Genomic DNA, 23964 nt, shown 5'->3' on the forward strand with positions numbered 1-23964 from the left:
TGTCGTCTTCGTTACGTGAAGACTCCAACGGTTTCCCATGCTTTTTTGCACTTTTATAAAATGGTCTTGCATATCGCCGCATCCCGGCATCAAATCAAGATACAGCGTCTATGTACAACAGAACGGACACTCCATTCTGTCAGTAACTCTATCAATCATGCTCTCGCATTCTATGACATGCCATTTCACACGCAAAACAGCCAAAATCACAATGTTCCTCATATACTAAACACGACAAATCTCAAAAAGTTGCATAATTATGAAAATTAACGCAAATTTCCGCTATAACGCGCTTAACAATAAAGGTCCATAGTATCTATCACCACAAAATCAGGTTCGCTAAGCGCCGTTTTGGCCATTTTGAAGAACTTTTTCACCCCTGCATGGTCACAGGTTCAGCATACACGCCTTATCACGCAAATTATAGCGGCAAAAAGAGGAATGTTTTCCACCCAGCCTGACTACAATAATAGTAAAAGACAATTCGAAGCTTCATAGAGGAGGATGTATACATGGATCGCACGCGTACACTCACAGCCATGGATGAAGTTCATATGGCGGCCAAGCTGGCCGATCTCAAGGAAGAACACTATCGTAATACCCTTGCCCTCAGTACCATCATTGAACTGCTTATCGATAAAGGCATTCTGACCCGCGAGGAAGTCGAGCGCAAAGCCGCCGAACTCGACAGCTTTATGGCTCACCCACCCTATCCCATGGCGTAGGACGGTCGTAATACGTATCACAAAGTTTGAACTCATGATCCCGATAAAAGCATCCACGGCTTTCCATCGCGTCGCGCACCGACATTTTCGCCAAGTCCATCATATTATGATCTCGGCTAAGATGTGCCAGATACGTGCGCTTGATGCGTCCGTTCATCAGTTCACTAAGCGCTGCGCCTGCTGCTTCGTTCGACAAATGCCCGATGTCGCTCAAAATCCGGCGCTTGGTGTTCCATGGATAACGCCCCATACGCAGCAATTCGACATCATGATTCGCCTCCAGCACCAGTACGTCAGAATCTGCGATTGCATCGCGCACCTTGTCGCTCATGTATCCAAGATCGGTTGCAACAGACAGCTTCTCACTGCCGTCATCGAACGTATAACCTACCGGCTCAGCTGCATCATGTGAGATCCCAAAGGATTCCACGCGCAGTGACCCAAAATCATGCTTCTCACCTGTCTCAAATACTCTCCGGTTTTCCTCTGGAATCGCTCCAACCGACTTCTCCAGTGCCGCCCACGTATTGAGATTCGCATAGATTGGTAAATTATATTTCCGAGACATCGCGCCTAGTCCTTTAATGTGATCAGAATGTTCATGTGTAACCAGAATTCCGTCCAGTTCTGCCCCAGAAATCTCCCTTTCCTGAAACAGTGCATCCAATCGCTTCGCACTAAGGCCGGCGTCAATCATGAGAGAAGTGCCCCCATGCTGTATGACTGTGGCATTGCCTGTCGAACCGCTGGATAACACGGTAAAATATATCCCCATAACGCATTACTCCCCTGGTTTGTCTGTCTTGGGACTGAATACATCCCCACTGATGCCCTGCACGTACAACACTTCGCCACTTTCCAGCACGAACCGCCATGCCGGCATCGCTACCTGTATATCTGAATTGAACAACTGGCCGTAATAGCCCAGCTGAATATCTTTGACAATCGCATCATTTGGCAAAAAGTTCTCGATCAGCGTTCCCAGCGCCTTCGACGCCGGAAGTACCTGCTGATCGCTCTCCTCTGCGGTCGTAATCCGCACTGGAGTTTGACGGTAACCCGTTATTTTCTGGTCGCTGTAGAATAGCTCCAGACTCACATTGAAGAGCGGCCATTTGCCATCCACCAGTGGGTGAAGCACAAAAGCTCCATCCTCGGCCATCAGCTGATCCAGCCGGTATGTCCCGATCTGTGGAATCTCACCCTGCAACGCATCTTCCAGCTCGCTCTGCGAGAAGATCAACTTGCTATCTACAGGCTGTTCCAACTCCATATCAACGCCAGCCTTGTCCTCTTCAATGAACTCATAAGACAACTTTGGCAGCTTCGGCGTTTCATTCGGAATCGGAGCCAGTACCTGAATGCCCTTCTCTTCCATCGCCTGCTGTGTGTTATCTGCCAGTGAGGTGAAGTCCAGATTGGCTCCGGCTGTCTCCCGCGCATCCATCCAGATCTGGTATCCCAGCACCAGATTGAGCAGCAGAAAGGCATAGATCAACACATTTTTCGCCCGTCCCCAATCCAAAACATCCACCTCCTTCAGTTAACTGGCTGAAATACTTTCTCAAATTGCCTACCCTTCCACCGGAACTAGCCGTTTACTAGCCTTTGAACTTAAAGCTATACGACAACGGAGAGGGCAGAAATAACCTGAAGAAGCGGAGCGTTCGCCTTTACCAACAGATTTCCCCCCTTATTAAAGGGAGTTCAAGAAATCTGGGGGTAACAGCGATCGGAAGGTTATTCTGCACGCGTAGTGATAAAGTACAGCTACTCTTTGGTTCAATGACTATAACCCATCAAGATACGGTAGTCTCCTCACCATTGCCAAAGCGGATCACCCAGACCGGAATCAGCTTCAGCCCGTCCTCAATCGTAGAAGGGCGATATGCCGGGTACACGTCCACCACCTGACGATTCTCACCTGCTACCTTTTTGATCAGAGCCTGGAGCTTCTCCCCGCCTGGCAATTTGACTGATTTCTTCGTCTCTGCGCCTTCGTTCAGGTATTCCAGCGATCGTTCGTAGCTGGATACCGTCTCCTGCTGCATCTCCATGCTGATCGTTCCGAAGCGGAACTGCATGGAATCCATAATTGGATAGCTGCCGTAGTACTGCTGGAATTCAAGCTGTGTCTTGCTGTCAGCGGTCTCCAGCATCATGCGCGACCTGCCTTTCCAGCCGCCATGCTGGTTCACAAAATCAACCGCAGACAGTGCATCCTTCGCGGGATCAATCTGTCCCGCAGGCGGTGCGGCTGGGTCGGTATAGCTGATCCAGCGTTGTTCCTGTTTTACCTGCAGACTACGTTTACTGTCCGTGTAGATCTCCGACCCGTCTTTTTCCCGTATGTTCCGGGTCATGCTTGGATCGAAGAACAGACTGCGTTGCATCTGCTCAACCGTGAACTGACCTGTCGGCACATCTGCTTCAATCGTCTCTAGAGCTTCCGCCGGGATATAATACCCGCCGTCCATCAGTGTATATGGCGTCCAGTTCGTACCGAAGTCGACATGCTGCTGCACGTCCTGTACCGTCAAGTCCGCCTGAGTTGCTTCGTATACCACATCTCCCTTGGCGCTGAAGAACAGCGCATGGGCCTTCGTCTCATTTTTAGCTGTATAGATCGAGATTCGGTTAATGGTCTCCCCTTGGAACAAGGAATCTGTTCCCAGTCTCATCACCCGCTGTAACAATGCTACGGGGATACCTTCTTTGAACGATAGCTCAAAACCAGGATTCTCCTTGCGAATCTGATCCCAATTCACCGATTGCACACTACGGCGCTGAAAATCATCGAACGCTCGCCCCTGTAACCTTGAATAGATCAACTGATAGAACGTATTGCCAGGGTAAAACACCGTATGTTTATCCTCGCCCAGATGAATAATCATCTGATCGGGGAAGATCAATTCTTCAATATTGCGTTCCTGACCCATATTTTCCGTCTTCACATAGTTCGTCTCTGACGTCACAATGGAATCCCCGCCTCCGGGCAAACGGTAGATCAGAAAATAACTCTGAACCAGACTAGCTACAACAAGGGCAGCAAGCACCAAGGATTTAATCCGTTCCTTCACGGTGCTCACCCCCTTTCTCGCGCATCGGCAGCGTGAACGTCACTGTCGTGCCCACGTCTACCTCAGACTCCAGAGAGATGCTTCCATCATGTGCCTTCACAATTTCCCGGGCAATGGACAGTCCCAGCCCTGTGCCTCCCATACTGCGGGAACGAGCCTTGTCCACCCGATAAAACCGCTCAAAAATGCGATCCAGATCACGCTGTGGGATACCCATTCCGGTATCCGATACCGAGATGGCAAGTGTGTGTTCATCACTCCGTCTAGCCGCAATCGTAATGGTGCCACCTTCCAATGTATATTTCAGCGCATTGGACACGACATTATCCAGCACCTGATCAATCTGGTCCCGATCCAGTGGAACAGCCGGAATATCATTCTCCACAGATAACACAGGCTGAATATCCTTCTGATGCATCTGGAACGAGAATCGATCCGCCACTTCCTCCAGCATTTCCAGAATGTCAGTTGGCTGTTTACGTAGCATGGCCTCTTTGGAATCAAGCCGCGACAAGTGTAGCAGATCCGTAACCAGTCGTATCATTCGCTCCGTCTCGTTCTGAATAACACCAACGAAACGACCGGCAAGCTGCGGGTCTTCCAGTGCACCGTCATCCAGCGCTTCCGCGTAACTCTTGATCGTAGTCAGTGGTGTACGCAGTTCATGGGATACATTGGCCACGAATTCACGCCGGGATGCTTCAAGCTCTTCCTGCTCGGTGACATCCTGAAGTACGGCAATCGTTCCCGTGATCCCCCGTTCACGTCGATGAACCGGTGTGAACGTCATCCGAATGACCACAGGCTCTTCTTGTCCTGCAGGTGCAATCTGCAGCAAAGTTGAACCTGTGAAACCACTGGCGAGGGCTTCCGCATCCTCTGGATCAATGCCGAGTAATATGGCAAAATGTCTTCCTTCAATATCCGCGGGATGCATACCCAGAATGCTGCTGGCACGACGGTTTACGAGAATGACTTTACCGTACTCATCCGTAGCCACCACACCATCACTCATATTCGTCAGAATGGAGGTCAACTTCTCCTTCTCCTCTTCATTCAGTGAAAGTGCATCCCGAAGCCGGCTGGTCATATAGTTAAAAGCCCGACTGAGCTGACCAATCTCATCCGTGCCATATACAGGTGTCTGCTGATCAAAGTTACCTTCTGCGACCGCTGTCGCTCTCCGAGTCACTTCTTTAATCGGCTGCGTAATCGTATGGGACAGGATCACGCCAAGCACCGCCGTTAACACCAAGGCAATCAGAATGCCGGAAATAAAGATTTTGTTGATTCCCTCCATCGTGGAATATAGCTCGTTCATGGATGCGGCGATGTAGACCGCGCCAATGATTTTGCCGCCGGACAGCACCGGCTTGGCGACGACCTTTTTGCGAACATTATCCTCGTCCACGATATATTCCTCATTGTCCCGAATGCCTTGCAGCGCACGGCTGACTACGGTCTGGGTGTTTTTGCGACCCACATAGTCCGAATGTGAACTTAGCGAGGTCGTGAGTACCTTGCCGCTGGCATCCAGCACCTGAATCTCCGCACCGTTAATGTTGAACAGATTATTCACCAGCACACGCAGATTTTCCGTTTTGTCCTCGCCAGCCTCTGCTTCTCCACCCGCCATCGTCTCCCCCACGAGAACCGACAGCATCTCCGCACGCGCCTGCAAGTCTTCCGTAAAGTTGCTCGTCAGCGAGTTCTTCATCGCGCTCACAAAATAAACGCCGATCAATTGCATCGCAATCAGAATCAGCAGTACATAGATAATTATCAATTTCGCCTGAATCGTTCGGAAGAACGAGAATCGCGCGAATCGGCCCATTATATCCCCACGCTTTTGGCACTGCGCACGAGATAACCGAGCCCGCGGCGTGTCAGAATCGTTTCCGGTTTGCTTGGATTCTCCTCAATCTTCTCACGCAGACGACGGATCGTGACATCCACGGTACGTACATCGCCGAAATATTCATATCCCCATACCGCTTGCAGTAGATGTTCCCGTGTCATAACCTTGCCGGAATGCTTCGCCATATAATAGAGAAGTTCATATTCACGGTGGGTCAGATCGAGGGGTTCTCCGCCTTTGTAAGCCGTATACATGTCCATATCAAAAGCCAGATCAAACAGTCGCATGACCTGCTTCTCCTCGTCTTCCGGCGCTTCTGCCGTAATCGCAAGCTTTTGCCGTCTGCGCATCTGTGCCTTCACCCGTGCCAGCAGCTCACGCGTACTGAATGGCTTCGTTACGTAATCATCCGCACCCAGTTCCAGCCCGAGCACCTTGTCGATCTCGCCATCTTTGGCGGTAAGCATGATGATCGGCATCTCCAGATGAGCTCGCACCTCACGACAGACATCCATACCATCCTTGCCCGGGAGCATCAGATCCAGCAGCATCAGATCCGGTTTCTCGGATAACGCCAATTCAACTGCACGAATGCCATCAAATGCACAGATGACCTCGTACCCCTCTTTTTCCAAATTAAATTTCAGAATGTCCGCGATGGGCTGCTCATCGTCCACCACCAAAATCTTCCCCTGCATCGGCTGAATTCACCCCTATATCCCGCTTAATCGGCGTTAGCGTGTCTATATCTCTCTTTGTATGTTTAGCTCTTAGTAAGCCTCGTTAATTGGTTCTTCTAGTTTGTTGTTTATACTCTCTAGTTTAACATACCTGAAGCACCGTCACATCCCGATCCGGGGCTTGGAAGGTCTTTCATCTGAAAATATTTTACAGCAGCAAAAAACAAGGCCGGCATCATAGCCAACCTTGCTCTCACTTTACCCTATATTAGTTCAAATACGTCATCGGATTCTCGGCTGTGCCGTTCTTCAGGATCTCGAAGTGCAGATGTGTCCCGGTCGAGCGACCTGTGTTACCCATAACGCCGATGCTCTCCCCTTTTTCAACCACTTGTCCAACCTTCACACCGATACTATCCAGATGACCATACAATGTTTCGTATCCATTACGATGGTTAATAATGATGACATTGCCATAACCACTCTTCTGCCCTGCAAAAGTAACCACGCCTTCATCGGCTGACTTCACATCCCGGTTACCTACCAGATCGACCCCTTTGTGCTGACGACCCCAACGCTGTCCGAAGCTGCTACTCATCGTTGCATTCGATACAGGCCAAGCAAATTCACCCGTGCCTTCACCAACGACTTTTGTTCCACTTAGAACGACTTCAGTTACGGCGGCTTTGATCACTTCCTGGCCAAGCCATTCCTCCTGAACAACTTCACCATTTTCTTTTGTGATACGGTATTGCATGCTTTTCAATCCACTTTGTCCAGGACGCACGACTTTGGTTGTTCCTGCTTTCAGTTCAGCACTTTTTCGAACCTCTACTTGCGGTTTAATCTCAATCTGTTCAACCACTTGTTCAACCGATTTAACGGTAACAGCTGGCTTAGGCACGGTCAGGGTCAGTTCGTCTCCGATTTGCAGTGACGTTTCCTTGATGCCCGGATTATTTTTGAGAATCTCGCTTTGTGTAATTTCATACTTGGTAGCGATCGAAGAGATCGTATCTCCTTCACGAACCACATAAGTTACAGGCGCGTCTTTACCAACGGTTAATGCTTTAACCGCCTCGGACACATCCCATATTTTGTTTGGATCAGCCTTCACCACATCCGTCGCTACATCTTCCTTGATACCTACTGACTTCAGGGTTGTGCTCGGTCCCTCGTCTTTCTTCGAGGAATTAGCCGATACCGACTTCGTCTTCAGCGAACTTCGCACAGCCGATGCCGATATGTATTTGCTTTGCACTTGTTCTAGGATTGCATCCGCTGTTGCCTGATCCTTCACAATGCCAATGACTTCACCGTCTACCTTAAGCTCCACACCTTTGGCGTAAGCAGTCAGCATGTCGCCCAGTTTATCCAGCGTTTCATCGCTGTTCACTTCAGGCTTGTATGCTTTTACCGTTTCGGTCGTGATACCATCCGTGTTCAGCACCATCTCTGCATCCGGATATTTATGTTGATATTCCTCAGTTTTGTCTGTAAACAGTTGTTGTAGTTGTGCTTCATCTGCAATGGTACCAATCTCGCTACCTTTGACCATTACTTTATAGTACGGCACGGTGTTTGCAGTAACATATTGTTTGCCTGCGAATCCGATCGATGCTGCGATGAACACACCGCATGCTGCTGTAATGATCCATTTGCGCGAGGCCAGAACGCGCTTCTTATTCACACTGAAGGTGGACATGCTCATGTTGTTTTTGTCTTCGGCCGTCCGGTGTTCCCCGGATTGTTCGTGTACCCGGTCTTTGCCCGGTTGGCGTATGCCTCTGAAACCTTTCATGATTCTCTCCTTTTCAGCACTTCTCAGTTCGCATTTCTGTCAAGACATCACCCATCGTGTCTGTCCCATGCTCGTTGATAATTGTATTGGGTGTCCGCAAAATAAGGACTTTAGCTGCGCTCGTAAAAGTGTCAAAATTTTAACCTTTTATCACACCCGTATACTTTAACACAGGTTTTACACTCATTTCAACTGTACACGTCACACCACAAAGCCACGCCCCGCTTGGTTTCCCTGAATTATCCATAAGATGGCCCGACTGGTCCATCACCCATTATGCCTCAACATCGGCTGTACTATGTGCTTTTATTCGCAATTTAAGACTAGGTTCTAAGACCCAGTGAAATATGCTTTATTTTTCATAAAAATACAAATAAAATCCCCTACCAGATCAACTCTGATAAGGGATTACGTAAACTATCTATTCGTGGTTTATCTTAAACTCGATTTCATCTCATGCCTCAAAAGAAATTAACTTTCAAGTCTCTACTCTTTAACTGCAAGAATTACAAATCGCTTTTGCTGTACTTCCCAGAATCCATTTTGCTCCATCTCGATATGAATATCCATCAATGGCTCTCGGAACTGGTCTACCTTGAAATCAGGAACTTGCCACGGGATGGTCTTCAGATAATATACCAGTGCGCCTATATCATAGAACCGCTGTGTAGGGGCTGCTTCGCGTTGCTCTATAATACGGAATCCACACTGTTCCAGCTGAAGAAAAGCACGTTCCAGTTCCCATCCAGCGTAGTCCACTGGCATAGGTATGCCAAGTCGATCATTGATCTCCCGGCAATCTGACCAGCCTACCTGTTGGGTTAGAAACAGTCCTCCTACAGATAGAATCCGCCTAACTTCCTTTTCATCATACGATTCGTGCCGATTAAGAATCAGATCGAACTCCCCATCTTCGAAAGGCAGTTGCGAATCATCCGTCACAGGAAATACCTTCACACCGAGCGGCTGCAAACGTTCCTCTGCAATCGGTATATTCGGGAGATATCCTTCAGTCGCACATGTGTACGGAGGAAGCGGAAGTAGTCTGGACAGCATTTCTCCTCCACCAGTTCCCATGTCGAGCATTCGATCTGTCTGATTCAACAATCGGCGCGCCATCGTTCCATAGGACCAAGGCAACATTCCGCTCTGGAGTCGGTCACTCCCGGTTACATAGCTAAAATCCCAACCGCTAAATGGCTGATCGGCCTCTTGCAGACCTTGCTCGAATCTCTCTTTTGCTGCCTCGGTAATCTTTTTTACTGACGATTCTGACTTCGAATGATATAAGTTCATGTTCAATAAAACCTCCAATTAGTGTATTCATAAACCCAGATACATCGTATCTCTTGAATGCACCCTATGAACGGAGGTCCACGAATTGGACTCGAGGTTTCTGCAATATTGCAAAACCGTTTTTATATGTCGTGTTCTTTACCTTTATACTTCATACAATGTTCCCTCCTGAATAGGCTATACAATTTCCAGTATTTATATAAATAAATTATATTCAATCGCCATCGACAAGTCCATTACAATATGAATCAGGCGATACCCGTCTATGAGCACGCCTGCTTTACCTATTTATCTTACTCTGTCTGCAGTACTTCCATCAGGTTGTCGTACTCTTCACTGGTCAGATACTTCGAGATCACCTGTTCAATCTCACGAAGTTCCTGTTCCGTTAAGCCACCTTCCATCGCACCAGAGATCTGCTGCATTTCTTTCTGCGGCAGTTTATTCATGAGCAAACTGAAGATCTTCTCTTTCTCCTCTACGGGCAGCTTATCCTTCGCACCTGTGATGTCATCTGGTGATACTACAATGGCATCATTGCCTGAAGAAGCGCCACCGCTTGCGGTTCCGTTTCCTGCAGCTGAGCCACTACCCTCTGCTGTTCCTGAACCGCTCCCTGTGCCTGTATCCGTCCCTGTGCCTGCACTTGTGTCTGAGTTAGATCCTCCAGCCGAATCTGTACCTGAGCCTTCTCCTTCACCCTCGCCTGAGCCGCTCCCCTGGGATGCACTGTTGCCTGCATCTACGCCAGATTCACCGCTCTCCGAACCGTTACCCATGACCGAGACGGCATCTTCCGGAACACGTTCTTCTTCTGTTCCTGCTGGTTGATCTATCGTTCCATTTCCCGGCTTATTCCCCTCGTTGGTTTTCCCACCTAAGGCTCCCTGAAACATAGCCGTTAATCCCATAGGTTGACCTTCCCACTGAATGTTAAAACTCGCGAGTAGCGATTTCGCATATGACTGTACAATTAATCCAGTCGTGAGCAGTGTCAGTGAACTGACCAGCAACACCGTTAGCATGATTTTGACAAACCACACAAGCAACTTCATTCCGTTCTCTCCCTCCGATTATCCCACCCGTCTAGCATGCGCATGTCGGGGTCTGTGACTCTACTGTTAACCAGTATTGACGGAAATCTCGGGATTATATCCGAAAAACATACAAAAAAACCTCCAGTCATTGCTATAAAAGCAACAACTGAAGGCTTTACCTGCCTGAGTGGGCAGTCTATCCTATTTTATAATCCAAGAAATATGATCACTCTAAGTGTTGAATTATTCGTAGATTGGAAGAACTTGATTCGTTTGCTCACGGTTACGACCAACAGAGAAGATGGCAATTGGAATGCCTGTCAGTTCGGATACACGTTTTACATAATTCTGTGTGTTCACTGGCAGGTCTTCAAGTTTCTTCGCTCCAGTGATATCTTCGCTCCAGCCTGGCAGCTCTTCGTATACCGCTTCACATTCAGCCAGCATTTTGAGACTTGCCGGGTAGTGTGTAATGATCTCGCCACGGAATTTGTATCCCGTGCAGATTTTTACGGTTTCCAGACCTGTCATTACGTCCAGAGAGTTCAGGGACAGCCCTGTAATTCCGCTGACACGACGCGCGTGACGAACGACAACACTATCGAACCAACCCACACGACGTGGACGTCCAGTTACCGTACCGTACTCATGTCCTGTCTCGCGGATTTGGTCACCGATTGCATCATGCAATTCCGTTGGGAATGGGCCATCTCCTACACGCGTTGTGTAGGCTTTCGCTACACCAATCACTTGCTGGATCCGAGCTGGGCCTACGCCAGAACCGATACATACGCCACCTGCGGACGGATTGGATGATGTAACAAATGGATAAGTTCCTTGGTCAAGGTCCAACATAACGCCTTGTGCACCTTCAAACAATACTTTTTTGTCCTCATCAATATATTCGTTCAGAACAACGGATGTATCACGTACATACGGACGCAGAATTTCTGCATATCCAAGATAATCTGTCAGAATCTCTTCCACATCAACAGGCTGACCGCCGTAGACTTGCTCGATGATGCGGTTCTTTTCTTTTACCAGATGACGCAATTTCAGTTCAAACTCTTCAGCATCCAGCAGGTCAACCATCCGAATACCAATACGAGCTGATTTGTCCATATAACATGGGCCAATACCCTTACCAGTCGTACCGATTTTGTTCGGGCCTTTGCTCTCTTCTTCGAGTGCATCCAGTACCATGTGATATGGCAAGATGATATGTGCGCGCTCACTGATGGACAGGTTCTTCGTTGTAAAATCATTGTCATGAATATAGTTAATTTCTTCGATGAGTGCCTTCGGGTTGATAACCATTCCGTTACCAATAACACACGCTTTATCCGTGTAGAAAATCCCTGATGGAATCATCGTCAGTTTATATTTTTTATTATCAATCAGAATCGTATGACCCGCATTGTTACCACCTTGATAACGAGCCACCACATCAGCGCTCTCCGCCAAATAATCCGTGATTTTACCTTTACCTTCGTCTCCCCATTGCGTTCCCACTACAACTACCGTTGACATAGTTAACATTCCTCCGTGGGTGCCTTGCGCACCTTTGTATTGGTCTGTCCGTCCTCTATCCCGGCAGGCATGTTACGCAATAAACCGACTGAGAAGCGTGCTAACGGACAGTAAAAATCTCCTTCCGTTACATTCAAGGGAAGGTTTGCGCTGCTTTAACGCAGCAGTATTAGTGTACCAGTACCCTTTTTCAAAGTCAAATCAAATGGCGAACAATTAGATATAGTACAACCATAATGTTCGGAATTAACCCATTATTTCGACACAAAAAACCGGAGACCTCAGTCCAAGCTTGCTTGACTGCTATCACCGGTTCAAGGATACCCTTTTCAAACGCGAATCTATATCTGGTATTTATAACACAGGTTTGAGTCCAGTTATGCTAATGGTTGATGTTCGGGACAGACGGATTTGCTTCTTGATCGAAGCAGTTAGCGCCTGTCCGTTACATCGCGAAGGCGTCATTGTGTGCCCTCTCGTAATTGACGAATTTATTAAAGTTTTTCAGGAAGACCAGTTCCACCGTACCTACCGGACCATTACGCTGTTTGGCGATAATAATCTCGATAATATTTTTCTTCTCGGTCTCCTGGTTGTAGTAGTCATCCCGGTACAGGAACGCTACGATGTCGGCATCTTGCTCGATCGAACCCGATTCCCGCAAGTCACTCATCATCGGACGTTTATCCTGACGTTGCTCTACACCCCGGCTCAGCTGGGACAAGGCAATAACCGGAACTTCCAGTTCCCGGCCAATCTGTTTCAGTGTACGTGAAATCTCGGATACCTCTTGTTGACGGTTCTCACCTGCTTTACCACGTCCACTAATCAATTGAAGATAGTCGATCAGGATCATGCCAAGGCCTTTCTCTTTCTTGAGACGACGGCATTTGGCACGAATATCTGCTACAGTAATGCCTGGGGTATCGTCTATAAAGATGTTGGCTTCCGACAACGCTGCAATACCCATCGTCAGCTTCTGCCAGTCTTCGTCACCTTTGAAGTCACCCATACGCATAACACTCGCATCCAGGTTGGCTTCCGCACAGATCATACGTTGCACCAGCTGGGCAGCTGACATCTCCAGACTGAAGATGGCTACCGTCTCCTGTGCCCGAATGGCCACGTTCTGAGCAATATTCAGGGCGAAGGCCGTCTTACCTACGGAAGGACGGGCTGCTACAATAATCAAGTCACTGCGCTGGAATCCGGCAGTCATTTTGTCCAGATCGATGAACCCGGACGGAATTCCTGTCGTTGTTCCCTTATTCTGATGCAGGGTTTCCACTCGATCGAATACTTCCATCAGTACGTCCTGAATGGCTATAAAACCACTACTGGAACGACGGTTGGAAATCTCCAGAATACGACGCTCAGCTTCTCCGAGCATAGCTGCAACATCTTCGCCGCCTGTATATCCTTCGCTCACGATCTGTGTAGCCGTACGAATCAGGCGACGCAGCATCGACTTCTCTTCGATAATCTGAGCGTAATAGTCTACGTTCGCGGCTGTAGGTACACCATGGGCCAGCTTCGCCAGATAACTAACGCCGCCGATGTCCTCCAGCTCGCCTTTATCCTTCAGAAGTGAAGTCAGTGTGACGAGGTCAATCGGTTGATTTCCCTCACCAAGCTGGATCATCGCTTCAAAAATTAATTGATGGGGCTTATCATAAAAATCCTCGGTTTGCACCCGTTCCATCGCTGTAATCAGGGCCTCACCCTGCAACAGGATTGCACCCAGCACAGCCTGTTCGGCTTCCAGGTTCTGCGGGGGAATCCGGTCGAATAACATTTCGCCGCCCATCTTACTCTTCCGTTACCTGTACCTTCAAGGTTGCCTTCACTTCAGGGTGAACCTTGACAGTTACTTGTGTTACGCCGAGTGTACGAATAGGCTCGTCCAGCTCAATTTTGCGTTTGTCTACTTTCAGACCCTTTTTAGACAACGCTTCTGCGATTTGTTTGCTGGTAATTGCACCGAACAGACGACCACCTTCGCCGGACTTGGCTTTCAGTTCAGTCACTTCTGCTTCCAGCTTCTTCGCGAGTGCTTCCGCTTCTGCTTTCTCTTCCTGTTTGATTCTTTCTTCAGCAGCCTTCTGGTTGTCCAGTGTCTTCATGTTGCCATCCGTTGCTGGACGTGCGATCCCCCGTGGCAGTAGGAAGTTCTGTGCGTACCCCTCAGATACTTCTTTCACTTGCCCTTTCTTGCCTTGACCCTTCATATCTTTTATAAAAATGACTTTCATTCGAACAGCCCCTCTTCCTTTTCGATTTCAGCCAGTACGTTCGTCAGCCGTTTTTCTGCCTCTCCAAGCGTTCCTTCAAGCTGCACGGCAGCATTCGTCAAATGTCCGCCACCGCCCAGTTGTTCCATGACAACCTGAACATTCATGCGCCCCAGCGATCTCGCACTGATGCCAATCAGTCCATCCGGACGCTCGCTTATAACAAATGAAGCGACCACGTCAGTCATGTTCAGCAATGTGTCCGCCACCTGGGCGATCATCATCTGTGAAATCTTGCTGCCAGGGTCCGTGACCGCCAGCGCAATGTTTCCATATACCATTTTAGCATGCTTTATGATTTCTGCCTTAGCAATATATTCTGACAGATCCTCTTTCATCAACCGCTGGACCATAATGGTATCCGCACCGCTACGACGCAGGAAGCCTGCCGCTTCGAACGTTCTGGACCCGGTGTGCAATGCAAAGTGCTTTGTATCCATCGTAATTCCGGCTAGTAGAGCCGTAGCTTCGAGTGGAGTGAATTGTACCTTGTCATGAATGTATTGCAAGAGCTCTGTTACCAGTTCCGCAGCTGAGGACGCGTAAGGCTCCAGATAGATCAACACAGCATCATTGATGAACTCCTCACCCCGACGATGGTGATCTACAACTACAACACGGGTTGCAGACTGCACCAGTTTCGGCTCCATTGTCATGGAGGCCTTATGTGTATCCACCACAACCAGCAGTGTGTGCTCTGTCATCATCTGAGTTGCTTGTTCCGGTGATACAAATGCCTTGGACAACTTCTCGTCCTTGTTCACTTGCTCCATCATGCGTTCAATCGATGGATTAACTCCATCCAGTACAATTCTTGCTTCCACATTGTACAGACTCGCCGCTTTCCATACCCCGATGGATGCACCGATTGCGTCCATGTCCGGGATTTTGTGCCCCATGATGAGCACCCGGTCGCTCTCCTGCATCAGATCACGCAGCGCGTGCGCAATAACACGTGCTCTTACCCGCGTCCGTTTCTCCACTGCATTGGACTTGCCGCCATAGAAAGACAGCCTTTGCCCCGATTTCACGGCGGCCTGGTCGCCACCACGTCCAAGTGCCATGTCCAGACTGGACTGCGCCAGTTCTCCCATCTCGCTGATGCTATCCGAACCAAACGCCAGTCCTACACTGAGTGTCATCGGCACTTTGAGGTCAGCAGTCATCTCCCGAACTTCATCCAAAATGACAAATCGGCTCTGCTCCAGTTCCTGCAAAGACTTATGATTCAGCATCAACAGATAACGATCAGAAGACAGCCGGCGCAGGTACACTTCGTACTGCTTGGCCCATGACGTAATCTCGCTGGTCACACGGGCAATCAGCGCTGTACGCTGCTGGTCGTCCATGCCCTGGGCAGCCTCGTCCAGATTATCCAGAACGAGAATACCCAATGCAAGGCGTTCATTTTCATATTTATCACGAAGAATGGCTAGCTCCGTAATCTCGTATACATATACATACCGCTCCTGCGGGTTATGAATAACTCCATAATGCCGATCATCCAGCTGGAATTCGTCATGAAACTCCTTGGATGAATGTTCCTTGGTCCCATCCTTCTTCTCTTTAGGTTGAGGAAGTTTGGGAAACAAATTAGGTAGCGGATTGCCTACCAAAGTCTTCTCCTGGAACATCTCCGCGACAAAGCGGTTATGCCACTCTACCGTACGATCTTCGCTGTACAGCACAATTCCGAATGGAAGCATGCTGACCGCTTCCCCCTCCATCCGTTTAATCCGAATGGACAGGCCATTAATGTAGTCATTGAGCTCACGGCGGAACGCGAGCTCCGCCTTAATCATGACGATTCCCAGCGCCGAGGCCAGTATCAGACTAATCAAACCAAGCGTCCAGTTATAGATGGTAACGAACATAACGAGCAACAGCAGCAGTATGAACGCCCATACGGTATAGTAGCCGTGCCAGCGTTTCTTCAGAAATTTAGGCATGACTCATCACCCTATCGTTTTGATTTCGATATTGCCTCACGAAGCGGGAACGCCAGATCGATAATTCCGATAATTCGAAGCGGACCAATGAAGAAGACCGCAACCGCCAGGAAATACGGTATAACCGGATTCCATTTCTTTGTATGTGAGAGAAAGAAGAAGAAACCGATCGCTTGAATCATGAAGCCCAGATTAATTAAAGGCGATAGATTCATGGCAATCATGGTCCAGTATGTTCCATCACTCTGTCTGGAGATGACCTCAATCAACAGTGCGAGGAAATAATACCAGATCAGTGCACGCGGCATACGCCACTCTCTCGCTGGTGGAAGCTTCGATACAGCTATGCCCATAACATTCAGAATCGGACGGGCAATGACATGTGTGATGAATGCCATTACCATCGATGTCACAACCAGTGCAAAAGGAATCATAAGCTGCGTTTGTTTGGCAACATCGGCTGTCATCTCAGGCGTCCATGCGAACCCGTTGATCATCTGGTTGGATGTATTCGTTAACGGTTCAATAGTCAGTCTGACCACATCTTCAATATAGCTGGACAGGTCGAATTGGAAAATGACACTGCCGACCAAGAGCAACAATAAGTATTCTGCCAGCATCGCGCCACTTCCCGCCATAAGCGTGAACAGGGCTGATTTCCGTTTTTTATACGCGTGTCCCATAACGATCGCAGGCAGGGTAAAGATGAGCAATAGTAACAGATAAATAGGATGGAATATGACCAAAATAACGGCCACGGGCACGAGATGCCACATAAATGATTTTAAAGATAATGAAGCATACAAAATAACTCCCGGAATCATCATAAAAAATATGGCAAGTACCGATAAAGGAGTTAACAGCGAAAGTAGCAGGAGCAGATAGACTGCACTCCAAACAGCTGATTTAAAGCTAAATTTCAACAAATTCACCTCTTACGCATATGATCTTCTAGCGCGGAAATATCCTGGTACCAGTCTTCAAGCTGGTGACCTTCCTGTTTATGCTTTTTCAACTTCTCCACAAGCAGTGCATCCAGATCCTTGAAAGGAATACCGAGCCTGCGGCCCAATATGTAACTACTCATGATTAAACTGGCAAGACTATCCCCGATTCGAGTTGTACTGCCTTCCCATAACGCCTTGAATAATCGGGATACCTGATCAAGTACTTCGGTTTTAAGCCATTCAATCACTTTAGCGCGTTTGGCTACATCCAGTTCTTTAGGCATTTGGCGAAAGTCACACTCCCCCGAAAAAGCTTTATTCTCGATTATAGCATAAAAAGAGGGCCCGCAAAATTACCCCAAAAAGCGGAGAAGTTCTCCGAAACTGATGTCAGGTACTTATGCGGAGTCCTCCGTACATCCAATCCACATATATATTTGTATAAAACCTTCGAATACGCACTTGGTTAAGGACTTCTTAAGTTTAACATGATACCGGACGGCTGTGATTATCCCTGCTGTCACAATAATTGTTTGAATTCGTTATGGTTACTTGGCTTTAATCGATTCTTTGGCCACAATACCCTCACAGTACTCAATAATCTGACTACGTCTGACAATACCAATGAAACGCTCCATATCATCGACCACAGGAACAAAGTTTTGAACTTTGGCCAAGTTAATCAGGTCTTCCATATTGGCGTCAATGGATACGGGCTTAATATCCAGGCGAAGCGGAACGTCTTTGAGCAAGAACTTTGAAGCGTTTTCAAATGAAATCTTTCCCTCGGCATTCTTCATATACCACAGTAAGTCGCCTTCGGTAACCGTACCAATATATTTGCCTTCCTTATTCAAAATGGGCACCGCCGTAAACCGATGATACTCCATCCGTTCCAACGTTTGCCGCAGCGTAGAATCCGACGTCACGCACGTAACCTCTTGTTTGGGCAGCAAAAAAAATGCAATGTTCATACCCTTACGTATCCTCCTTGTGAATTTCTTCGTTCAACTTATCTCGCTCAACTTATATTATACGGATCAGAACGCAGGATGTTCCAAAACAACCTCAACAAAGAAAAAAACAGCAGCCCGCAAATAAACGTACTGCTGATTATGGTCTACAACAAACCATTGGTATGGAATTGGTTATTCAATCATTTGCCGGTCAGGGATCATTACTTCACCGGCTGGGGTCGATTGATCCATCCAGTTGTTAATCAGCTCTTTGGCATATTGGACATCTTTCTCGTCAGCCTGACCATAATAGATACCGTCTTTTTTCATCCCCTCACTCAGAATGGTGAAGCTTGAAATCTGCGGTTTCTCCTGAGTAAGCACCTGTTTAGCCAGATCAATAATGAAAGAAGCTCGCATATCCGTCTGGAAGCTGTCTCCCATGATCTGAATCAATTCTGGAATTTTGGCGATTTGATTCAAATTCAGCATCTCATTCGCCATCGCGTTCAGGAAAATCTGCTGCCGCTTAGTACGATTAAAATCGCTATCCTCACGGTATCTTACATAATACAGTGCTTCCTGCCCAGTATAGATCGGCTTACCGCCTTCAATCGTGAATTGCACATGATTAGGGTTCTTGTTCACAATGTCCTCATCAATTGGCAGTTTTACACCACCAAGCGCATCAACCACTTTTTGGATTCCGTCGAAGTTGATCGTTGCATAGTAACCTACGTCAGCATCAAGAAATTTCTCCACGGTATTGATGGACATATTCTCCCCGCCGAAAGCATAGGCATGCGCCAGCTTATCATAATCATCTTCGCCGTCTTTGTTCGCATCCCTTCCCACAATCTGCACATACGTGTCACGTGGAATGGATACCAGAAGGACACGGGATTCCTTGGGACGAACTACAGCGTAGATCACTGTATCCGAACGTCCACGCGTCTTCTCATAGGCGCGTTTGTCCGAACCCATCAGCAATACAGAGAAAGGTTCTTTGCGATATACCGTCGGATCAGGCGTATTGTTGCCTTCCTGCGGTACGTAAGAGCGGGATAGCTGATCTTCTACCGAACTGGCGAGGAACAGATCAAATGCCGCTACAGCCAGCTGTTGACGGAACAAATAACCCCCGATCAACAAAACAACAAGCGAAACGAGCGTTATATATAGGCCTTTTCTTCTTTTCTTCTTCTTATCTTTAGTTCTGCTCTTCATCCATTGATTCCTTCTTCACTATCAAAATGATAATCCATAATACCAATTAAACGTCTGGGATGCCTTGTGACTCGGTGTTCTCTGAAGTTTTCTCTCTCTGGAATCAAGACACCGCTTACGCTCGTTCTATTGTAATCATTGCGGGAAGATGAAAAGTTACAATCCGGTTAAAGTGAAAAGAACAGTGACTCCTTTTTTAGTTACAAAAGGTACACTGTTCTCTTCATTCCACACGCTATCGAATCAGTTTGTGGATACACTTTCCACATGACGGATCTTCTCTTTTTTTCGTAGACGTCCCGTTATCAGCGCAGCTACCAGCGTAAGCGCACTGAATACGACCGCAGACCAGAAAAGTCCATTGTAACCCTGACCTGTCGTGTGATGCACTGCCTGGAGCAATACATCACGGATACCTTCATCAGGGATTTGGGACAGGCCCTCTGTCAGACTGGATACATCACTCCCGGATGATCCGCCCGAGGCATATTGCTCCAGCATCTCCGGCGGCACCTGAATTCCTTTATCAGCGAACCCTGTCTGAATGTTGGATCCCAGATTAGTAAAAGAACGTGCCAGGAATCCGGCAAAAATGGTAGGCGCAATAGCCATAGCCATTTGGCGGAATAACGAACTGGTCGCCACCGCGATACCTTTGTTGTTCTCTCCCGCTTGCTCCGTGACAAGTACATTCACTGGCGCACCGAGCATCATGCCGAAGCCGATACCTACGAGCGTACTCGCAATAACAAATTGCCAGATATGCTCCACCCATAGCGGGAACAGTAGGAATCCAATCGCAGATAACAGGCCTGCAACGGATAACGTCCAGATCGGTCCTTTGCGGTCAACGAGGTAGCCGCCACCACCGGCCCCGATTCCGGATGCCAGTGCGAGCGGAGTAAACCAGTACCCGGAGGCTGTATTAGATACGCCGAGATATTGCTCAACAAAACCTGGAATAAAGATCACCGAGGCAAGGATAGCTCCGGAGAAAAAGGCAATCAGCAACGTCCAGCGAAAGGACGCGATACCCAAAAGTTGCGTCGATACAACAGGTTCACGTTCAGATCCCTCCAGCCTTTTTTCCATGAAGTAAAAGAGTACCAGAATGATCACACCTGCCAAGAAGAAGCCATAGAACATCGGTGACCCCAGACTTTGAAGCATGTTCACACCGTCCAGGTTGCTGAAGCTATACATTAAACTGAGTACACCTAAGGTTAGGACAGCGATACCGCTCCAGTCCACTGCTGCACGGTTCAGTTCCTGCTCTTCATGAATAAATCGAATACCTGCAATGAAAAGCAGAATGGCGATAGGCACGTTAATCAGAAATAACCAATGCCAGTTGCCCGTAATGTCCAATATGAAAGCACCGACATTGGGCCCCAAAATGGCGGCAACACCATTCATACCTCCGAGCAGACCCAAGGCGGTACCTTGACGCTCTGCCGGGAACTTGCTTAGTACGTATGAGCTGGCAATGATAAATATCCCACCACCGCCCAAAGCTTGAATGACACGAGCAATCAGGAAGAAGGTAAACGATGTGCTTAGCGCGACCAGCAGCGACCCGATCCCGAACAACGCCACTTCTATTAAAAACAGTTTCTTACGACCATAACGGTCCGATAGCTTGCCTGCAATAGGAACACTCACCGCAAGCCCAAGCGTGTAGAGCGTAATTGTCCACGCCCCCCATGTTGGCGACACACCAAACGATGCATTTAAGGTGGTCAGTGAAGAGGTGATGATCCCGTTATCCAGTGCCGCCATGAATACCCCTATGGCAAACAGGATCAACGGCCATTTCATTTGTTTTTGCATCACATGTTACCTCCCGATCAGATCTTAAATTCAGTATCGTACAGTTGGTTTTGGTACATATATATTAAACCGAATTGAATAATAATGACTCACTGGTCATTTTAAAACAAAAGAAATCCATATGTCAATTTAATAATATGATTATCTGGTTCATTTTACCTCTGATTCGACAAAATAAAGCTGCCCGCAGGTTCGGGAAAACCTGCGGGACAGCCCTCATGTCTAACGTACTATGGCTGCATCAGATGACGATTCAGGAATTTCTCAATCGCACGGTACAGATCAAGCTGATTCTCGACGTTTGCGAAGCCATGACCTTCATTGGTCTTTAACATATACGGTACATCGACTCCACGTTTGCGTAATGCTTCAACGATCTGATCAGACTCGGCTTGTTTGACACGTGGATCATTAGCGCCCTGAACCACGAATAATGGAGCCTTCATCTGATCGATATGGAATAGTGGTGAAATCGCCGTTAACAGTTCTTTATCTTTCTCGGGATCTCCTACACGTTCATAGAACATGCTGCGCTCCGACTCCCAGTAAGGTGGCAGTGAGTCCAAAAGGGTGAAAATATTGGAAGGACCCACATAGCTAATTCCTGCAGCATAGACATCCGGTGTGAATGCCAGTCCCGCTAGAGCAGCATATCCGCCGTAGGATCCACCATAGATCGCTACGCGCTTCGGATCAACCGTTCCCTCTTCAACCAGCCAGTTCACGCCGTCTGTGAGGTCATTCTGCATGGCTTTGCCCCACTCTTTATTACCTGCATCCAGGAATTCTTTGCCGTATCCTGTGGAACCGCGGAAATTCACCTGTAGTACGGCATAGCCACGGCTTGCAAGGAATTGAACCTCAGGATTGAAGCCCCATGAATCACGAGCCCAAGGGCCACCATGTGGAACAACAACCAGCGGCAAATTGAAAGCTTCCGCTCCTTGAGGAAGTGTCAGATAACCATGAAGAGTTAGACCATCGCGTGACTCATACGTAATGGGCTTCATGTCCGACATTTTGCTCTCATCAATCCAAGGTGCGGCATCAGCCAGTTTATCAAATTTGCCTGCTTTGGAATCATAGAAATAATACGTGCCCATCGATTTGTCGTTATAGGCTACAAACAGTACCTGGCCTTCCTCGCTTATGCTGCTGATACTAACTTCCTTACCTGGCACTTTCGCTTTGATATCCTGCATTAACGTTTTGAACTCTTGATCAAAGAATTCATAATTCACTTTATCTGTCTCATATACAGCAGCAAGAATGGTCCCCTTATCTTTGGAAGGGATGAAGCTGCTGACATCTACATCTTTATTTTCATAGATTGTTTTGGTTACCTTCTTGCTGCTTGGACTGTATTCTACAATGGCCGTTTTGTCCCGCTCCAAGTTGGAAACCGCATAGATACTTTTGTTGTCATACGTGAACATCACTGGAGCAAAAGTTTCCCCGAGTTTTGTCGTCAGCAGTGGCTCGAACTTCTGATCCTCTGACTCCCGATACAGTAACGAAGACACATTACCATCACTGGACACAGCCACACGAATTTTCCCCTCATGGTCTGTTAGCCAGCCCGTAATATTGCCAGGATTCTCTGCCGCAAGCACAGCCTCTCCCGTCTTAATGTTAATACGGTACACATCAAAGATTCTCGGATCACGCTTATTCATGCCTACCAGAATCTCATCCGGAATATTCTCAAGCGGGTCTACCAGAATGGCTCTTGTGTTAGGGTACGGCGTCAGATCCTTGCTGTTCTTACCATCGATATCCGTGACATATATATGGTAATTTTCATCCCCTGCCTTATCTTGTACATAGAGCAACTTGTCATTGGTTGCCCACGCAAATCCTGCGATATTGCGTTCTGTTTCGTTCGTAATGCGTACAGGTTTATCCTGACCGTTTGCGGTAACTACGATATTCATGCGGTTATTCCACGGCTCCAGGTAAGCGAGGTGTTTACCATCCGGTGACATCTGGAACCCTGCCTGTGCAGGCTGTTTGAAGAAGTCCTCCAGCGGTGTAAGGCCCTCTGACTTCACATCCAGCCCGAGTGCGAGATACAGCGCATCCGCGAATTCACCATGAGTCACCGATTGTTTGGCATTAAATGCGCTACCTTCGATAATAAAATGCTGTTTAACCCGTGCAGCGTCATTTGCATGAACAGCTGGAATCTGATCGGCATCACTGTATACTACCTGGATTCCATTATCCTTCAGTTCGAATGCACGCGTGAACAACGATGCCATCTGTGCACGTGTAAGCGGAGCATCCGGAGCATAGCCTTTGGCCTTCCCTTGAATGAGCCCACCTTGCTTCAGGGCGTAGATCGCAGGCGCAGCTTCATTCTCGGGCAAAACGTCTGCAAAACCTGTAAGTGACGTAGGCGTATCCAATTGAAGTACACGTTGAAGAATGATCGCTGCCTCTGCACGAGTGATTGGAGTCGTTAATTCTGTGATTTCATCTATGTATCCCAGTTGCTGTAATGTCTGTGTTGCCTTGGAAGCTATGGCTTCCGAGACAGCAGCTGTAGGTTTCACGGCTTCTGCAGCCTGCACGGCTGGTTGAATCAGAGCAATAGACATAGCCATGGTAAGGGTAAGTGCATATACCTTTTTGCTAATTGCGTTCAAAGAATTTCCTCCTTTAATGTGAATTACAGAATAATATGGAATTATACGTAAGTCATTTTACCATGATTAACCACAAGTTAACAGCGAGAAGAGTCTCTTAGATGATATT

Annotated in this window: 19 protein-coding genes; 1 reads left to right on the forward strand and 18 read right to left on the reverse strand. The window is 47.8% G+C overall.

The genetic code is table 11. From position 1 onward, the window contains the following. The first annotated feature begins 512 nt into the window (after positions 1–512). Positions 513–725 carry a hypothetical protein gene (locus FS628_RS20995; protein ID WP_036611899.1) on the forward strand — a complete coding sequence of 71 codons (213 nt, stop codon included), beginning with the start codon at positions 513–515 and terminating at the stop codon, positions 723–725. Here the strand turns inward: FS628_RS20995 and FS628_RS21000 are convergent. The 18 genes from FS628_RS21000 to FS628_RS21085 all read right to left on the reverse strand — a co-directional run bounded on the left by FS628_RS21000 (position 694) and on the right by FS628_RS21085 (position 23855). Next, complete coding sequence (locus FS628_RS21000; protein WP_145324957.1) at positions 694–1500, reverse strand: MBL fold metallo-hydrolase; 807 nt, start codon at positions 1498–1500, stop codon at positions 694–696. The two genes, FS628_RS20995 and FS628_RS21000, sit on opposite strands and share 32 nt — an antisense overlap. A gap of 6 nt (positions 1501–1506) precedes the next feature. After that, entirely contained in the window at positions 1507–2250 is a 744-nt protein-coding gene (gene yycI / locus FS628_RS21005) for a two-component system regulatory protein YycI (RefSeq protein WP_145150815.1), read from the reverse strand. Between the two features lie 274 nt (positions 2251–2524). Beyond that, complete coding sequence (locus FS628_RS21010; RefSeq protein ID WP_145324958.1) at positions 2525–3805, reverse strand: YycH family regulatory protein; 1281 nt, start codon at positions 3803–3805, stop codon at positions 2525–2527. Then, positions 3789–5639, reverse strand: a complete 1851-nt coding sequence (gene walK / locus FS628_RS21015; protein ID WP_145324959.1) for a cell wall metabolism sensor histidine kinase WalK — start codon at positions 5637–5639, stop codon at positions 3789–3791. Before walK ends, FS628_RS21010 begins: the two co-directional genes overlap by 17 nt. Continuing rightward, positions 5639–6361, reverse strand: coding sequence for a response regulator YycF (yycF, locus tag FS628_RS21020; RefSeq protein ID WP_074092884.1), 723 nt, complete (start codon positions 6359–6361; stop codon positions 5639–5641). Before yycF ends, walK begins: the two co-directional genes overlap by 1 nt. A 250-nt stretch (positions 6362–6611) precedes the next feature. Then, positions 6612–8144 (reverse strand): peptidoglycan DD-metalloendopeptidase family protein, encoded by a 1533-nt coding sequence (locus tag FS628_RS21025; RefSeq protein WP_145324960.1) that lies wholly within the window; start codon positions 8142–8144, stop codon positions 6612–6614. A gap of 486 nt (positions 8145–8630) precedes the next feature. Next, the gene (locus FS628_RS21030) at positions 8631–9440 is read right to left on the reverse strand and encodes a class I SAM-dependent methyltransferase (protein WP_145324961.1); all 810 of its coding nucleotides are present in this window, start codon (positions 9438–9440) and stop codon (positions 8631–8633) included. 293 nt (positions 9441–9733) lie between these two features. Then, the gene (locus FS628_RS21035; RefSeq protein WP_145324962.1) at positions 9734–10495 is read right to left on the reverse strand and encodes a hypothetical protein; all 762 of its coding nucleotides are present in this window, start codon (positions 10493–10495) and stop codon (positions 9734–9736) included. A 225-nt stretch (positions 10496–10720) separates the two neighbouring features. After that, positions 10721–12007 carry an adenylosuccinate synthase gene (locus tag FS628_RS21040; protein ID WP_145324963.1) on the reverse strand — a complete coding sequence of 429 codons (1287 nt, stop codon included), beginning with the start codon at positions 12005–12007 and terminating at the stop codon, positions 10721–10723. Between the two features lie 445 nt (positions 12008–12452). Next, entirely contained in the window at positions 12453–13814 is a 1362-nt protein-coding gene (dnaB, locus tag FS628_RS21045) for a replicative DNA helicase (protein WP_036611922.1), read from the reverse strand. Position 13815: 1 nt separating this feature from the next. Further along, entirely contained in the window at positions 13816–14259 is a 444-nt protein-coding gene (gene rplI, locus FS628_RS21050; RefSeq protein WP_062836541.1) for a 50S ribosomal protein L9, read from the reverse strand. Continuing rightward, complete coding sequence (locus FS628_RS21055) at positions 14256–16247, reverse strand: DHH family phosphoesterase (RefSeq protein WP_145324964.1); 1992 nt, start codon at positions 16245–16247, stop codon at positions 14256–14258. The genes rplI and FS628_RS21055 overlap by 4 nt, the downstream gene beginning before the upstream one ends. Before the next feature lie 11 nt (positions 16248–16258). After that, the gene (locus FS628_RS21060; RefSeq protein ID WP_145324965.1) at positions 16259–17170 is read right to left on the reverse strand and encodes a DUF2232 domain-containing protein; all 912 of its coding nucleotides are present in this window, start codon (positions 17168–17170) and stop codon (positions 16259–16261) included. A 5-nt stretch (positions 17171–17175) separates the two neighbouring features. After that, a complete protein-coding gene (locus FS628_RS21065) occupies positions 17176–17478 on the reverse strand; it encodes a MazG-like family protein (RefSeq protein ID WP_017691445.1) in 303 nt (100 codons plus the stop codon). 264 nt (positions 17479–17742) lie between these two features. Beyond that, positions 17743–18168: a CBS domain-containing protein gene (locus tag FS628_RS21070; protein WP_062836539.1), complete on the reverse strand. Its 426-nt coding sequence runs from the start codon at positions 18166–18168 to the stop codon at positions 17743–17745. Positions 18169–18342: 174 nt separating this feature from the next. Next, positions 18343–19377, reverse strand: coding sequence for an LCP family protein (locus FS628_RS21075; RefSeq protein ID WP_145324966.1), 1035 nt, complete (start codon positions 19375–19377; stop codon positions 18343–18345). A 243-nt stretch (positions 19378–19620) separates the two neighbouring features. After that, a complete protein-coding gene (locus FS628_RS21080; RefSeq protein ID WP_145324967.1) occupies positions 19621–21207 on the reverse strand; it encodes an MFS transporter in 1587 nt (528 codons plus the stop codon). Between the two features lie 230 nt (positions 21208–21437). After that, a complete protein-coding gene (locus FS628_RS21085) occupies positions 21438–23855 on the reverse strand; it encodes a S9 family peptidase (RefSeq protein WP_145324968.1) in 2418 nt (805 codons plus the stop codon). Positions 23856–23964 lie beyond the last annotated feature (109 nt).

The organism is Paenibacillus xylanexedens, assembly GCF_007676705.1.
GTDB lineage: Bacteria > Bacillota > Bacilli > Paenibacillales > Paenibacillaceae > Paenibacillus > Paenibacillus xylanexedens_C.